This is a genomic window from Brooklawnia sp., from assembly GCF_049651565.1.
Lineage (GTDB): Bacteria > Actinomycetota > Actinomycetes > Propionibacteriales > Propionibacteriaceae > Brooklawnia.
The window spans coordinates 1-15595 of record NZ_JBASCI010000220.1 but is presented as its reverse complement, the minus strand read 5'-3'; the positions used below and the strand labels follow the sequence as shown (position 1 = coordinate 15595).

The window sequence follows — 15595 nt, the reverse complement described above, 5'->3', positions numbered from 1 at the left end:
GCTGATGACTGCCGGCGCGACCGATGCGGCCTGGGCGGTCGCCGAGCCGGTGATGGCGGCGCTGGCGTCCACCCTGGTGCGGATCGGTGACGCGCCGGGTGACGGCCAGAAGATGAAGACGGTCAACCAGCTGCTGTGCGGCGTCCACATCGCGGCGGCCGCCGAGGCGCTGGCGCTGGCCGGTGAGCTCGGGCTCGACAAGGCCAAGGCACTGGAGACCCTGATGGCCGGGGCGGCGGCCTCGTTCATGCTCGGCGACCGCGGCCAGCGGATGCTGCAGGCCTACGAACCCGAGGGCGCCGAGGTGAAGAGCCGGCTCGACATCTTCGTGAAGGACATGGGCATCGTGAACGCGGCCTGCCGCTCGGTGCACCTGGCCGCGCCGGTGGCCGCTGCGGCTGAGCAGGTCTACCTGCTGGGTGAGGCACAGGGCAAGCAGGGCGCCGACGACTCCGCGGTGATCACCGTGCTGGTGCCGAGGGAGGAGGCCCGCGGATGAGCCAGGGCTACCTGCTCGGCCTGGCCGCGATGGCGATCGCGGTCTTGCTGGTCCTGGTCATCCGATTCAAGCTGTCCGCCTTCGTCGCGCTGCTGCTGGTGGCCACCGGCACCGCGTTGGCCGGCGGGCTGCCGCTCGACCGGATCATCCCGACCCTCACCGAAGGCATGGGACGCACCCTCGGATCGGTCGCGATCATCGTCGGTCTGGGCGCCATGCTCGGCAAGATGATCGAGGAATCCGGCGGCGCCGAACGCCTGGCCGCCGCATTCACCCAGAGGCTCGGCGTCAAGCGGGTCATCGCCGCGGTCACCGCGGCGGCGTTCGTGTTGGGCATCCCGGTCTTCTTCGACGTCGGCTTCATCATCCTGGCGCCGATCGTCTTCGGCTTCGCCAAGGTCGCCAACATCAACCCGCTCAAGGTCGGCCTGCCGGTGGGTGCGGCGCTGCTGGCGGTCCACGTCTCCGTCCCGCCGCACCCCGGCCCGGTTGCGGCGGCCGCCACCATCGGATCGGACGTCGGCCTGATGACCATGCTGGGCATCGTCGCCTGCATCCCGGTAGCGGTGGTCGGCTACTTCATCACCAAGGTGATGAAGCTGGACGCCGTGGAGTTGTTGCCCTCCCCGGCGTCCCAGTCGCAGCGCGGCAGCGTCGAGGAGATCGTGACCCGGCCGGGCCCCGGTGCGGGCACCGTGCTGACCCTGATCCTGGTGCCGCTCGGCCTGATCATGGTCGGCACCACCGGCGCGCTGCTGGTGGAGTCGGGCTCAATCCAGTCCCGGCTGCTGTCGTTCATCGGCGCACCGGTCTTCGCGCTGATGGTGGGCGTCATGCTTGCCTTCTTCATGGTCGGCATCCGGATGAAGTGGGACCTGGCCAGGCGCAGCTCGGTCCTCGACTCCGCGCTCGACGGGGTGGCGATCATCATCTTCGTGACCGGCGCCGGTGGCGTCTTCGCCAACGTGCTAGTCGAGACCGGCGTCGGCACGGCGATGTCCGACCTGCTGACCGGACTGGGGATGCCGATCCTGCTGATGGGTTACGTGATCGCGCTGGCGCTGCGGGCCGCGCAGGGCTCGGCCACGGTGGCGATCCTGACCACCGCCGGTCTGGTGGTGGCGGGTGTGCAGGTCGCCGGCTACAGCCCCGTCCAGATGGTGCTGATCACCTTGGCGATCGCGTTCGGCGGCATGGGGCTGTCACACATCAACGACTCCGGCTTCTGGATCGTCACCCGCTACCTCGGCCTGAGCGTCGCCAACGGCCTGAAGTTCTGGACCCTACTGACCACGATCTGCAGCGTGGTCGGCTTCGCGGTGGTCTCGCTGCTCTGGCTGGTGGTCTGAGCGGCCAGGCCGAGCGACGTAGCATGGTCGCATCCAGCCCGGCGTGCGGAACGGTAGGTGATCGACGATGCCAGAATTGCCCCAGGTGGAGGCGCTGCGTGGCTGGCTCGCCGAGCACCTGACCGGGCGGGTGATCAGCGGCGTGCAACTCACCGACTTCTCGGCGTTGAAGACCTACAAGCCGCCGGTGGACGCCCTGATCGGCCTCGAGGTGGCCGGAGTTGCCAGGTACGGCAAGTTCATCGACGTGGACGCCCAGGGCGTTCACCTGGTCTTCCACCTGGCCCGGGCAGGCTGGCTGACCTGGAAGGACGCCCAGCCGACCACCCCTGCCCGGCCCGGCAAGGGGCCGCTCAGCCTGCGGGTGATCCTGGACGACGGGTCCGGCTTCGACCTCACCGAGGCCGGCACCCAACGCAAGCTCGCCATCTACGTGGTCACCGATCCCCATCAGGTGCCGGGCATCGCCTCGCTCGGCCCCGACCCGCTGTCGGACACCTTCGACCGGGCCGATCTGGACGCGATCCTGGCGGCCGCCGGACGTTCCCAGCTCAAGGGTGTGCTGCGCGACCAGCGGGTGATCGCCGGCATCGGCAACGCCTACAGCGACGAGATCCTGCACGCGGCCCGGCTGGGCCCGTTCACCCCCGCGGCCAGCCTCGATGACGCCGGCCGCCAGGTGCTGTTCGACTCGATCAGGGCAGTGCTCGCCGACGCGCTGTCCCGCAGCTCCGGGCTGCCGCCCGCCCAGCTCAAGGACGACAAGCGCACCGCGATGCGCGTCCACGGCCGCACCGGTCAGGCGTGCGATGTCTGCGGAACGACCATCGCCGAGGTACACTTCGCCGATTCGTCGCTGCAGTACTGCCCCGGCTGTCAAACCGGCGGCAAGCTGCTCGCCGACCGTCGGATGAGCAAACTGTTGCGCTGAGCCGGACGAGCCGGGCGGCAGCGGGTCAGGAGCGCGGGAAGGGGAAGCCCTTGCCGTGGCTCAGGTAGACAACCAACGCGATGCCGGCCCAGGCCAGCGCCATCCCGAGCAGCGAGCTGACGCCGCCGCCCATGATCCCCCCCGCGATCGCGGTCAACGGCACCGCCAGCACCAACGCAATCACGATCCGCACCGTGATGGCCCGCCGCTCAGCGGCCTGCCTGTCAAGCTCTGCGGGCGAGGGTGAGGACGCCGGGGCCGGCACACCCGAGGGCCCGGCGTAAGGCACCGGAGTTCGGTCCGAGGTCGGCTGGTAGGGGTTGTTCCAGGTGGCCCCGGTGGTGTCCGCCAGATCGAAGTTCTCCGGATTGAACCGATCGTTGGGGGAGTCCGGGCTGGGCGCGGTCATGGCACCAGTCTGGCAGGCAAACCGCCGCCCGCCCAGCTTCCGGACAGCCGGGGCGCCCACCGCTGCACCCGACGGGATGGCCATGTGGTTTGAGCCGGCGCCCCGCACGCCGGCGTCCACCACCGGCTCGGAGAGTTCGGGTGGGTATCCATGACGGATAAGGTGTGCCGCATGCGCGGCTTCTTCGGACCTGAAGGCACCTTCACCCACCAGGCGTTGCTCACCCTCGGCGACGAACCGGCGATCGCCTTCCCCACAGTGACCCGGGCCCTCGACGCGGTGCGCTCGGGTGAGGTGGAGGCGTCCCTGGTGCCGATCGAGAACTCGATCGAGGGCGGGGTCAGCGCGACCCTCGACTACCTGGCGCTGCCGGAATCCCCGCTGCAGATCGTCACCGAGGTGGTCATCCCGGTCAGCTTCGACCTGTGCGTCCGCCCCGGCACCACCCTCGAACAGGTGCAGCGGGTGATCTCTCACCCGCACGCCATCGCCCAGGTCCGCGGCTGGCTGGACGCCAACCTGCCCGCCGCCATGATCGTCGAACGCGGCTCCACCGCCGGCGCCGCCCAGGCCGTCAGCCATCCCGATTCGGAGTTCGACGCCGCGGTGTGCGCCCCGGTCGCCGGCGAGATGTACGGGCTGGTCAGCCTGGTCAGCAACATCAGCGACAACCCGGGTGCAGCCACTCGGTTCGTCCTGGTCACCCGGCCCGGACCCTGCCCGGACCGCACCGGCTTCGACAAGACCACGCTGGTGGCATACATGCACCAGGACCACCCGGGCGCTCTGCTGGAGATCCTGCAGCAGTTGGCCGTCCGCGGGGTGAACCTGTGCCGTATCGAGTCGCGCCCGACCAAGACCACCCTCGGCGAGTACTGCTTCAGCATGGACGCCGAGGGCCACCTCAGCGACTCCCGGCTGGCCGAGGCCATGATGGGCCTGCACCGGATCTGCAAGGACGTGGTCTTCCTCGGCAGCTACCCGCGCGCAGATCGCAAGCCGCCGAAGGTGCCGTTCGGTGGCAAGGACGCCGACTACCGCCGCGCCGCCGACTGGGTGGGTGGGCTCTGCCGGCCGTGACTACTGCCTGGGTGGCGGTGCCATCACCAGCAGGGCACTGGGCTTGACGCTGAACTCGAAGTGGTTGCCCTTGCCCTCGGTGTCACCGTCGGCCTCGCACTCGGTCGCCCGGTCCAGCTCGAAGACGATCTTCGAACCCTGCGAGTACTCCACCTCCGGGTCGCGGGAGCGCCGCAGGATGGCGCCCACCAGCCGGGCCCACTTGCCGAGCGTGGTGGGCGCCGCCACCAGCACGTCCAACCGGCCGTCGTCGGGTCTGGCGTCCGGGAACAGTCGCAGGCCGCCCTGCAACTGGCTGGTGTTGCCGACCATCATCAGCACCGCCTTGAACTCACGGGCGTCGCCGTCGTCGATCCGCATCCGCATCCGGCGCGGCCGTGAGTTCAGGTGCCGGGCGAACGCGACCACGTAGGCGACGTTGCCGGCGACCCGTTTCAGCCGGTCGTCGGTGTCGCGCATCATGGCGGCGTCGAAGCCGATGCCAGCCATCCCGGTGAAGTGGATGGCGTGGTCCTGGTCGTGGTCGATCACCAACTCAGCCAGGTCGATGCGCCGCTGCCCTCCGGTGAAGGCGATGTCGAGGGCGCGATCGTAGTCGAGCGGGATCTCCAGGTTGCGGGCGAGCAGGTTGCCGGTACCGCCGGGGATGATGCCGCACGGCACTCCGCTGTGCTGCAGAACGGTGGTGACAGCGCGAACCGTGCCGTCCCCACCGGCGGCGAGGACGAGCTCGGCGCCCAGTCGGAGCGCCTGCTGGGTGGCCGCCCGGCCATTGTCGTCGGCGCCGGTGGGCAGGTAGATCGGCCGTTGCCAGCCGGGGTGCCGGTCGACGGCCTTGCTGACTGCGGCGAACAGGCGGTCGTCGACCACCTTGGTGGGGTTGAAGATGACGGCAAGTCGACGGCCCGGGCCGGGGTCAAGTCCCGCTTCGTCCGTTGGGTTGGCTGTCACCGCACCTGCCTATCTCAGATGGCACCAGACTAACGACGAAATCGCCCGTGCGCGGCTTCGCTAGGATGTGCGCCATGATCGACCCCAAGGTGCTGCGCACCGACCCAGACCGTCTCCGCAGGTCCCAGCAGGCCAGGGGGGAATCAGTTGAACTGGTCGACGAGGCGATCGCCGCCGACGAGGCCCGTCGTTCAGCGATCAACGCGTTCGAGACCACCCGTGCCGAGCAGAAGTCGCTGGGCACCCGGGTGGCGCGCGCCAAGGGTGACGAGAAGGCGGGCCTGCTGGCCCAGACCAGGGAGTTGGCAGCCCGGGTGAAGCAGCTGTCGGCCGAGGCCGACGCCGCTGAGGAACGGCTGACCGAGGTGATGAAGCAGTTCGGCAACATCGTCCTGGACGGGGTTCCGACCGGCGGCGAGGACGACCTGTTCGTCATCGAGACCGTGGGGGCGCCGCGCGACTTCGCCGCAGAGGGCATCACGGTTCGCGACCACCTGGAGATCGGTGAGATCATCGGGGCCATCGACATGGAGCGTGGCGCCAAGGTCTCCGGTTCGCGGTTCTACTTCCTGACCGGCCCGGGCGCGCTGCTGGAGTTCGCGCTGATCCAGCACGCGCTGACCAAGGCGCTGGAGTGGGGCTTCATCCCGATGATCCCGCCGGCGCTGGTCAAGCCGCAGGCGATGGACGGCACCGGCTTCCTCGGCCAGGCCGCCGAGGACGTCTACCACCTGGAGCGCGACGACCTGTACCTGGTCGGCACCGCCGAGGTGCCGCTGGCCGCCTATCACGCCGACGAGATCCTGGACGCCGCGTCGCTGCCGCTGCGCTACGCCGGGTTCAGCCCCGCCTACCGCCGCGAGGCCGGCAGCTACGGCAAGGACACCCGGGGCATCTTCCGGGTCCACTGGTTCGACAAGTTCGAGATGTTCGTCCACTGCCGTCCCGAGGACGCCGAGGCCGAGCACGAACGGCTGCTCGACCACGAGAAGCAGTTCCTCACCTCGCTGGGCATCCCTTTCCAGGTGCTGGACGTGGCGTCCGGCGACCTGGGGCTGTCGGCGGCCCGCAAGTACGACTGCTACGGCTGGGTGCCGAGCCAGGACCGCTACCGCGAGATCACCTCCACCTCCAACTGCACCGAGTTCCAGGCCCGCCGGCTCGGGATACGGTTCCGCGACCAGGGCGGGCCGCGGCCGGTGGCCACCCTGAACGGCACGCTGTGCGCAATGGCCCGGTCGATCCTGATGATCCTGGAGAACTACCAGAATGCCGACGGGTCGGTGACCGTACCCGAGGTGCTGCGCCCCTACCTGGGCGGCCGCGAAGTCTTCGAGCCCCGCGGATAGGACACCGACATGGCCAACCCGCACCTGTCGCTGACCTTCCTCGGTGCGGCCGGGACGGTAACCGGGTCGAAGTACCTGCTCACTCTGGGCGGCAAGCGGCGCGTCCTGGTGGACTGCGGCATCTTCCAGGGCCACAAGGAGCTGCGCGAACTCAACTGGAACCGGTTCCCGACCAACCCGGCCACCATCGACGCCGTCGTGCTGACCCACGCCCACATGGACCACTGCGGCTACCTGCCCGCGCTGGTCAGGCACGGCTTCCGCGGCCCGATCCACGCCACCGAGGGCACCCGGCGGCTGGCCGAGATCGTGCTCCGGGACGCCGCCCACCTGCAGGAGAGCGAAGCCGAGGACGCCCGCCGCGGCGGCTACTCCAGGCACGCGGATCCGCAGCCGCTGTACGCCGTCGGCGACGTGGAGGACACCCTGCCGCTGTTCCGGACGGTTGACTACCACACCGACCTGCAGTTGCTGGACGGCCTGTGGATGCGGTGGTGGCGGGCCGGGCACATCCTCGGCTCGGCGAGCATCCGGATGTGGCTGGAAGACGCCGACCCGGACGAGGACGCGATCGTCTTCTCCGGCGACCTCGGGCGTCCGCACCACCCGGTGCTGGCCGACCGGGAGGTGCCCACCGGGGCGCCCACCGTCCTGATCGAATCGACCTACGGCGACCGCGAGCACCCCGAACCCGAGGTTGCCCACGACGAGTTCGGCCAGCTGATCAACCGCACCATCGCCCGTGGCGGCAACGTGCTGATCCCGGCGTTCGCGGTCGACCGCACCGAGGTGGTGCTGCTGACGCTGCAGCAGATGATGGCATCCGGCCAGATCCGCGACGACATCCCGATCGTGGTCAACTCCCCGATGGGGCTGGATGCGCTGGACGTCTACCGCGACCCGGCGCTGGCCCACGAGATCGGGCCGGAGTTCCGGGGCCGGCCGTTCATCAACCTGCCGACGCTGCGCGAGGCCCGGTCGAAGGAGGATTCGATCGCGCTGAACAACCCGTCGCGGCCGTCGATCATCATCTCGGCGTCCGGCATGGCCACCGGCGGACGCGTCGTCCACCACCTGCAGCACATGCTGCCCGACCCGGCCAACTCGGTGGTCTTCACCGGCTTCCAGTCCGCTGGTACGCGCGGACGGGCGCTGGTGGACGGGGCCGAGCAGCTCAAGATGTACGGCAGGTACGTTCCGGTGCGGGCCGAGGTGCTGCAGGACAACGAGTTCAGCGTCCATGCCGATGGATCGGAGTTGCTGGACTGGCTGGCGGAGCTGAGTCCCCGGCCCGCCACCGTCTACTGCGTGCACGGCGAGCCGGACTCGGCCCATGCCCTGGCGCGCCGGATAAGGAAGCAGCTGGGCGTCGTCGCGGTAGTGCCGTCGCTGGGCGAGGTCGTCCGGCTCTGAGCACAGCGAAGCGGCCCGCCGGGTTCGGCGAGCCGCTTGCCTGTTGTCTGGTGGCCTCAGTGGGCCGGTCGGGTCACTTGTTCAGCAGGGGATCGTTCTCGGCCATGCTGCCGGTGCGGCGGGCGGCCAGGATCTCGACGTTCCGCGCAACAGCGTTCTTCTTCAGCGGGTAGAGGAACAGCAGAGTCAGGCCCACCAGGATGAAGCAGACACCCGGGATGACGTTGACGAGCAGGTAGATGCCGTCGACGACCTCCTGCGGCTGCTGCTGGCCGGCCTTGGCCGCCTCGGCGCTGAAGCCGATCCAGCCGAGGGCGGCGCCGGTCAGGCCGCCGGCCAGCGCCTGGCCGACCTTGCGGGACCACGAGTACAGCGCGTAAACGGTGGCGTCGTCCCGCTGGCCGGTGCGGACGTCCTGGTAGTCGATGACGTCGGTGATGAACGCCCAGACCAGGAAGTTGAACACCGCGATGCAGAAGCTGCCGATCGCGTACAGCACGATCCACAGCACCGCATTCTCGGTCTGCAGGAAGTAGGCGCCGATGAAGACCACGCCGGCAATGATCATGGCGACCGCGCCGGTCTCGGCCTTGCCGTAGCGCTTGCCGAGGAACGGGGCAACCACGATCAGGGCGAAGGTGGGCAGCAGGGCCGCCAAGGAGGCGCCTGCCTGCAACTGGCCGTTACCGAAGTAGGTCAGGAAGACGTAGCCGAGCATGCCGGACAGGAACAGGTTGCCCAGCAACAGCAGCAGGGCGGCGAGGATCAAGGTCAGCAGCGCCCTGTTGGTGGTGATAGAGGCCAGCATCTTGCCGATCCCTGCCCCACCCTCACCCCTCGGCTTGGCTGGCGCGATGACGCGCTCCTCGACGTTGAAGTAGCAGAACGCATAACAGACAACCGCCAGCACCGAGCAGACCACCGCGGCGATGGTCATCCGCTGGCCGTCGAGGATCGCGACGCCCTCGGCATTCCTGGTGTAGACGATCAGCGGCAGCAGGGAGGAGATGATCAGCATGGCCAGGTTGGCACCGGTGGACCGGAAGACCGACAGCTGGGCGCGGTCATCGGGGTCGGCCGAGATGACCGAGGCCATCGAGCCGTAGGGGATGTTGATCGCGGTGTAGCAGACCGAGCCCCACAGGAAGTAGGTGGCCGTCATCCACGCCACGCGGGCGGTGTAGCTCTCCCAGTCGGCGACGAACGACATGTACATCAGCGCGGACGCCACGGCGACCGGGATCGCGATGTACTTGATCCAGCGCTTGAACTTCTCGCCCTGCTTCTTGACCGGCAGCCGGTCGACGATGATGCCCAGGCCGACGTCGGTGAAGCCGTCCACGACGCGCGCGACGAGGAACAGCAGGCCGACGTGACCCGGCTGGATGCCCACTACGTTGGTGTAGAAGAGCATGAAGAACATCATCTGAAGGATGAAGGTGAAGTCGTTTCCGAAGTCACCGAACATGTACCCGATCTTGTCGCGCATCCCGAAGGGACGCTTCGCAGTGCCGGGTTCCTGCGCGACGGGGTCGGTCACGCTCTTGGACATGGGTTTCTCCTGTCGAGGGGGTTGGTGCTGACGTCCAAAACGCCGATGTTCTGTTGGCCAACTCCTCTTGGTGTTGCGTTGTGGTCGAAACAATAGCCACCGAGGGGGCTGCGGCTAGCCCATTCGCAACGTGTTGCCGGTTGTTGCCAAACCCGTGCAACCGGTGGAATACCGAAGTGCAGACACCTGACTAGGTGATTTGCAATTCCGTCAGGCAGTCCTACGGAGCTCGACAGCCGGGCTGGCGAGGGTGAACCAGCGGTTGAGCTCGAGGGCCGCCCCACCAGCGGCGAAGTCCGAAGTCACATCGTCGGCGATGGCCCTGACCTCGTGCGGTGCGTCGCCCATGGCCACACCCCGACCGGCCCAGGCCAGCATCTCGACGTCGTTGCGGCCATCGCCGATGGCGAGCACGCGCTCGGCCAGGACGCCGAGGTCATCGGCCACCGCTGCCAGCGCGGTCGCCTTGTTGACCCCTTCGGGGGCGATGTCGAGCCAGGCCGACCAGCCGACCGAGTAGCTCACCTGGTGCATGCCGATCGAGTCGGCCAGCTCGATGAAGTCCTCGGCGACCGCGTCGGGGTCGCGGACGATGACCCGGGTGGCCGGCTGGGCGGCCAGTTCGTCCAGAGGCTGGACGGTCATCCGTCCGGTCAGTTCACCGGCCGGGAACAGCCTGTTGACCCGGAACCCGATACCGAGTTCCTCGACCGCGATCCGGGCGGTGGGCGCGTGCTCGATCACACTGTTGATCACCCGGGTCGGGTCGAACGTCCTGGCCTGGTACTGCCACAACGGCGGATACTGCACCACCACCGCGCCGTTGGAGCAGATCACCGGCCCGGGCGGCAGGTCGAGCTCATCGAAGACCGGGCGGGTGTCCAGCCAGGCGCGTCCGGTTGCCAGCACCAGTGGAACGTCTTCGTCGACAACCCGCTGCACCGCGGCCCTGACGTCGGACGGCAGCCGACCCTGCCGGTCGACCAGGGTGCCGTCGATATCGAGTGCCACCAGTTCCGGACGCCATGCCATGCAGTCGACCCTCCCAGCTGTCGGTGAAAAGCGCGTAACTTCCAGATTGACACACGGGGCAAATCTCCCGACATCGTGCCATCAGGTGGTGCGGTCAGACGAAGAGGCGGTCGCAGACCTGACCGATCACCTCGTCGATGGGGGAGTGGATGACCAGGTCGGCCTGGTAGTCCATCGGGGTCTCGGTGAGGTTGACCAGCGCCAGCCGGTCGCCGCGGTAGTAGTGCAGCAGACCGGCGGCCGGATAGACGTTGAGGGAGGTGCCGCCCACCAGCAGGACGTCGGCCTGCCGGACGGCGGTCACGGCGGCGTCCACCACGTCGTCGTCCAGCATCTCGCCGTAGAGCACCACGTCCGGGCGGATCATGGCGCCGCAGTCCGGGCAGATCGGGACGACCGGTGAGTCCGGGATCTGCTCGAGGGTGAACTGGTGGTGGCCGCGGCCCAGGCAGTAGTACCGCTGCACCGAGCCGTGCAGTTCGTGGACGACCTGGGAGCCGGCCTTCTGGTGCAGGCCGTCGATGTTCTGGGTGACCACTGCGGTCATTCGGGCCTGCCGTTCGAGCTCGGCCAGCCCGGTGTGCGCACGGTTCGGCTGGGCGTCGGGATGCACCAGGTTCTGGCGGTGGAAGGTGAAGAACTCGGCCGGCTCGTTCATCAGGCATTCGTGGCTGAGCATGTACTCCGGCGAGCGGCCACCACGGCCCTGGGACGCGTACAGCCCGGCTGCGGACCGGAAGTCGGGGATGCCGGACGCCGTCGAGACGCCTGCACCGCCGAAGAAGACGGCGGAGCGTGCCTCGTCCAACCAGCTGGTCAGGGTGTCGATCTGCGTGTGGGTCACGGCTTCGACCCTAGCCCGCCCGGGCGTCAGTCGGTGCCGGACTCCATGGCCGCCCGGTCGAGCGCGACCTCGGCGTCCGAGGCGGGCCGGGCGTCCGGGATGTCCTGGTGACCACCGGTCTCGAGCTGGCCGATGAGCTGCTGGGTGTCACCGCCGGTGATCTGGCCAAGCGAGACGTACTGTTCGAGCTTGGCGCGGGAGTCGGCGATGTCCAGGTTGCGCATGGTGAGCTGGCCGATCCGGTCGGTCGGGCCAAAGGCGGCGTCCTCGACCCGCTCCATGCTGAGCCGTTCCGGCTGGTAGCTGAAGTTCGGCCCGGCGGTGTTCAGGATGGTGTAGTCGTCGCCGCAGCGCAGCCTGATCGTCACCTCGCCGGTGACCACGGACGCGACCCAGCGCTGCAGCGATTCGCGGATCATCATGGACTGCGGGTCGAACCAGCGGCCCTCGTACAGCAGCCGGCCCAGCCGGACCCCCTCGGTGTGGTAGTTCGACAGGGTGTCCTCGTTGTGAATGGCGTTCAGCAGCCGTTCGTAGCCGATGTGCAGCAACGCCATCCCGGGCGCCTCGTAGATGCCGCGGCTCTTGGCCTCGATGATCCGGTTCTCGATCTGGTCGCTCATGCCCAGGCCGTGGCGGCCGCCGATCTGGTTGGCCTTCATCACCAGCGCCACCCGGTCGTCGTACCGCTCGCCGTTGATCGCGACCGGGTAACCGTTCTCGAAGCCGAGGGTGACCTCCTCGGTGGCGATGCTGACCGCCGGATCCCAGAACTTCACCCCCATGATCGGCTCGACGGTCTCCATCGACACGTCCAGGCGCTCCAGCGTCTTCGCCTCGTGGGTCGCCCCCCAGATGTTCGCGTCGGTGGAGTACGCCTTCTCCTTCGAGTCCCGGTAGGGCAGCCCGCGCTCGGTGAGCCACTGGCTCATCTCGTCGCGCCCGCCCAACTCGGCGACGAAATCGGTGTCGAGCCACGGCTTGTAGACCCGCAACTGCGGGTTGGCCATCAGGCCGTAGCGGTAGAACCGCTCAATGTCGTTGCCCTTGTAGGTCGAACCGTCACCCCAGATCGACACGTCGTCCTCGGCCATCGCCCGCACCAGCATGGTGCCGGTGACCGCACGCCCGATCGGGGTGGTGTTGAAGTAGGCCCTACCCGCAGACCTGATGTGGAACGCACCGCACTGCAGCGCGACCAGCCCCTGCTCGACCAGGGACGCCCGGCAGTCGACCAGCCGGGACAACTCCGCGCCGTACTGCAGCGCGCGTCCGGGCACCGACTCGATGTCCGGCTCGTCGTACTGGCCGATGTTCGCGGTGTAAGTGCAGGGCACCGCGCCGTTCTCGCGCATCCAGGCGACCGCCACCGAGGTATCCAGACCACCGGAGAAGGCGATGCCGACGCGTTCGCCGGCGGGCAGCGTTGTCAAGACTTTGGACACGCAGGTCAGCCTACTGCCAGGCACCGGAACACCCGGCGGCGGCCCGATCCGCGTCGGGAGTGAGTGACGCGTGGACCACCGCCGGGACGGACCTGCCAGTCAATCTGTCGGTTCAGGACTCCCGGGGTCGCGGGGTGCGCTCGCAGGCATCGAGGACGCCGCGGCGGATCCGCGCGTACTCCTCAGCCAGCTCGTAGGGCATCCGGTCGCCGAGGAAGTCGAACCACTGCGAGATGCGCGGCAGCTCGTCGGCCCACTCGTGCGGGCTGAACCGGGTGACACCCTCCAGCACCCCGGGTGCCATGTCCAGGCCATCGGTGTCCAGGTCGTTCGGGTTCGGCACCAGGCCGATCGGGGTGCGCCTGGCCTCGACCTTGCCCTCCAGCCGCTCCACCATCCACTTCAGCACCCGGGAGTTGTCGCCGAAGCCCGGCCACAGGAACTGGCCCTCGGAACCCTTGCGGAACCAGTTCACGTAGAAGATGCGCGGCAGCTTCGACTCGCTGGTGGCCCGCCCGATCTTCAGCCAGTGCGACAGGTAGTCGCCAACGTGGTAGCCGATGAACGGACGCATCGCCATCGGGTCGCGACGCACCACGCCGACCGCGCCGACCGCGGCGGCGGTGGTCTCGGAGCTGCAGGTGGCGCCCATGAACACGCCGTGCTGCCAGTTGAACGACTCGGTCACCAGCGGGATGGTGTTCTCGCGCCGGCCACCGAAGATGATGATGTCGATCGGGACGCCGCGCGGGTTGTCGAAGTCGTCGGCCAGGATCGGGCACTGCCTGATCGGCGTGGTGAACCGGCTGTTCGGGTGCGCTGCCTTGTCGGTGTGCCGGCCGCCCTCGGGGCCGTCCTCGGGCGTCCAGGACCGTCCCCGCCAGTCGGTCAGGTGGGCCGGCGGTTCCTTGGTCATGCCCTCCCACCAGACGTCGCCGTCATCGGTGAGCGCCACGTTGGTGAACACCGAGTTGCCCTTCTCGATGGCCTCCATGGCGTACGGGTTGGTCTTGTGCCCGGTGCCGGGCGCGACGCCGAAGAAGCCGGTCTCGGGGTTGGTGGCGTACAGCCGGCCGTCCGACCCGAAGCGCAGCCAGGCGATGTCGTCGCCCAAGGTCTCGACCTTCCAGCCCGGGATGGTGGGCTTCAGCATGGCGAGGTTCGTCTTGCCGCAGGCGCTCGGGAAGGCCCCGCACAGGTGGTACACCTTGCCCTCGGGGCTGGTGATCCGCAGGATCAGCATGTGCTCGGCGAGCCAGCCCTCGTCCCGGGCCATCACCGAGGCGATCCGCAGCGCGTAGCACTTCTTGCCCAGCAGCGAGTTGCCGCCGTAGCCGGAACCGTACGACCAGACCCGGCGACGCTCGGGGAAGTGCGAGATGTAGACGTGCTCGGCGTCGCACGGCCACATGACGTCCTTCTTGCCCTCGGGCAGCGGCAGGCCCACCGAGTGCAGACACTCGACGAAGGGGGCGTCCCGCTCGGTCATGACGTCCAGCACCTGTTGCCCCATCCGGGTCATGATCTTCATGTTCAGCACCACGTAGGCCGAGTCGCTGATCTCGATGCCGAACTTGGGGTCCGGCGCGTCCAGCGGCCCCATGCAGAACGGGATCACGAACATCGGGCGACCCTGCATCGAACCCTTGTAGAGCGGCTTCATGATGCGCTTCATGTCGCGCGGGTGGATCCAGTTGTTCAGCGGCCCGGCGTCGTCCTCACGCTGCGAGCAGATGAAGGTCTGGTCCTCGACCCGGGCGACGTCGTCGGGGTCGGTGCGAACATAGATGGAGTTCGGCTTCTTCTCAGCATTCAGGACGGTCGCCCGACCCTTCTGGACGAGCATGTCGACCAGCTCGTCCCATTCGGAATCCGAACCGTTGCAGTACCGGATCTCCTTGGGCCTGGTCAGTGCGGCGATCTTGTTCACCCAGTCGACCACCCGCTGCAGCTTCGGCACTTCGCCGATTATCGGGATGTCCTGCACGGCGCTGGTGTGGCGCTCGGGGGTCGTCAATTGCGCGGTCATTGTGTCACTCCCTGTCACTCCGCTGTGATGGATGCGTTCCGGCCGAATCGATGGAACGTCGATCCTCTTTTCACTCTAGCGTCAGGATCAGTTTCCCGACGTTGCTTCCGGATGCCAGAATCTCGTGCGCGGTGGCGGCGTCCCGCAGCGACAACCGGGTCTCGGGTGCCAACCGGATCTGCCCGGAGGTGAACAGCGGCCACACCCGTTCGGTCACCTGCTGGACGATCCGGGACTTCTGCTCCACCGGCCGGCGGCGCAGGTTGGTCGCGGTGATCGTGCCGCGCTTGTTCAGCAGCTTGGCGATGTTGAGTTCGGCCCGGGTGCCCTTCTGCATGCCGATGATCACCAGCCGGCCATCGGGGCGCAACGCCGAGATGTTCTGGTCGAGGTACTTGGCGCCGATGATGTCGAGGATGACGTCGACGCCGCGGTCCTGGGTGGCCATCATCAACTCGGTCACCCAGTCATCGGCGTAGTTGATCACGATGTCGGCGCCCAGTTCGCGACAGTGGTCCATCTTGCCCTCGGACGCCGTGGTCGCCACCGTCGCGCCGAGCGTCCTGGCGTACTGGATCGCGAACGTCCCCACCCCGCCGGCCCCGCCGTGCACCAGCAGGCTCTCACCGCTGCGCAGACCGACCAGGTCGAGGTTGGACAGCACGGTGGCCGAGACCTCCAGCAGTCCGGCGGCGCTGACCAGGTCGACGCC

At 68.3% G+C, this 15595-nt stretch carries 14 protein-coding genes; 6 read left to right on the top strand and 8 right to left on the bottom strand.

Features of this window, described 5'->3' with window-relative positions; translation table 11 throughout:
* From WBL05_RS10450 to WBL05_RS10440, 3 genes are all read left to right on the top strand, one after another.
* The coding region (locus WBL05_RS10450; RefSeq protein WP_424225743.1) for an NAD-binding protein at positions 1-499 on the top strand (499 nt) is incomplete at its 5' end.
* On the top strand, positions 496-1848 hold the full coding sequence (locus WBL05_RS10445) for a GntP family transporter (protein ID WP_424225742.1): 1353 nt from the start codon (positions 496-498) through the stop codon (positions 1846-1848). The genes WBL05_RS10450 and WBL05_RS10445, both read left to right, overlap by 4 nt.
* A 67-nt stretch (positions 1849-1915) precedes the next feature.
* Entirely contained in the window at positions 1916-2779 is an 864-nt protein-coding gene (locus WBL05_RS10440) for a DNA-formamidopyrimidine glycosylase family protein (protein WP_424225740.1), read from the top strand.
* Positions 2780-2804: 25 nt separating this feature from the next.
* Here WBL05_RS10440 and WBL05_RS10435 read toward each other — a convergent pair whose 3' ends face one another.
* On the bottom strand, positions 2805-3188 hold the full coding sequence (locus tag WBL05_RS10435) for a hypothetical protein (protein ID WP_424225738.1): 384 nt from the start codon (positions 3186-3188) through the stop codon (positions 2805-2807).
* A 171-nt stretch (positions 3189-3359) separates the two neighbouring features.
* Between WBL05_RS10435 and pheA the strand changes: the two genes are divergently transcribed.
* On the top strand, positions 3360-4268 hold the full coding sequence (gene pheA, locus WBL05_RS10430; protein WP_424225749.1) for a prephenate dehydratase: 909 nt from the start codon (positions 3360-3362) through the stop codon (positions 4266-4268).
* Here pheA and WBL05_RS10425 read toward each other — a convergent pair whose 3' ends face one another.
* The gene (locus tag WBL05_RS10425; protein WP_424225736.1) at positions 4269-5219 is read right to left on the bottom strand and encodes a diacylglycerol/lipid kinase family protein; all 951 of its coding nucleotides are present in this window, start codon (positions 5217-5219) and stop codon (positions 4269-4271) included.
* 74 nt (positions 5220-5293) lie between these two features.
* On the opposite strand from WBL05_RS10425, the gene serS reads away from it, so the two are divergent.
* Both serS and WBL05_RS10415 read left to right on the top strand, forming a co-directional pair.
* Complete coding sequence (gene serS / locus WBL05_RS10420; protein ID WP_424225734.1) at positions 5294-6568, top strand: serine--tRNA ligase; 1275 nt, start codon at positions 5294-5296, stop codon at positions 6566-6568.
* 9 nt (positions 6569-6577) lie between these two features.
* The gene (locus WBL05_RS10415; protein ID WP_424225732.1) at positions 6578-7981 is read left to right on the top strand and encodes an MBL fold metallo-hydrolase RNA specificity domain-containing protein; all 1404 of its coding nucleotides are present in this window, start codon (positions 6578-6580) and stop codon (positions 7979-7981) included.
* Between the two features lie 73 nt (positions 7982-8054).
* Here the strand turns inward: WBL05_RS10415 and WBL05_RS10410 are convergent, their stop codons facing one another.
* The 6 genes from WBL05_RS10410 to WBL05_RS10385 all read right to left on the bottom strand — a co-directional run.
* On the bottom strand, positions 8055-9533 hold the full coding sequence (locus WBL05_RS10410) for an MFS transporter (protein WP_424225730.1): 1479 nt from the start codon (positions 9531-9533) through the stop codon (positions 8055-8057).
* A gap of 210 nt (positions 9534-9743) precedes the next feature.
* Complete coding sequence (locus WBL05_RS10405; protein WP_424225747.1) at positions 9744-10547, bottom strand: HAD family hydrolase; 804 nt, start codon at positions 10545-10547, stop codon at positions 9744-9746.
* A 112-nt stretch (positions 10548-10659) separates the two neighbouring features.
* Positions 10660-11409 carry an NAD-dependent protein deacylase gene (locus tag WBL05_RS10400; RefSeq protein ID WP_424225728.1) on the bottom strand — a complete coding sequence of 250 codons (750 nt, stop codon included), beginning with the start codon at positions 11407-11409 and terminating at the stop codon, positions 10660-10662.
* 26 nt (positions 11410-11435) lie between these two features.
* Complete coding sequence (gene argG, locus WBL05_RS10395; RefSeq protein WP_424225745.1) at positions 11436-12863, bottom strand: argininosuccinate synthase; 1428 nt, start codon at positions 12861-12863, stop codon at positions 11436-11438.
* A gap of 103 nt (positions 12864-12966) precedes the next feature.
* Positions 12967-14883 carry a phosphoenolpyruvate carboxykinase (GTP) gene (locus WBL05_RS10390; protein WP_424225726.1) on the bottom strand — a complete coding sequence of 639 codons (1917 nt, stop codon included), beginning with the start codon at positions 14881-14883 and terminating at the stop codon, positions 12967-12969.
* 70 nt (positions 14884-14953) lie between these two features.
* Positions 14954-15595 (bottom strand): zinc-binding dehydrogenase (locus WBL05_RS10385; RefSeq protein ID WP_424225724.1); only part of this gene is annotated, 642 nt, incomplete at its 5' end.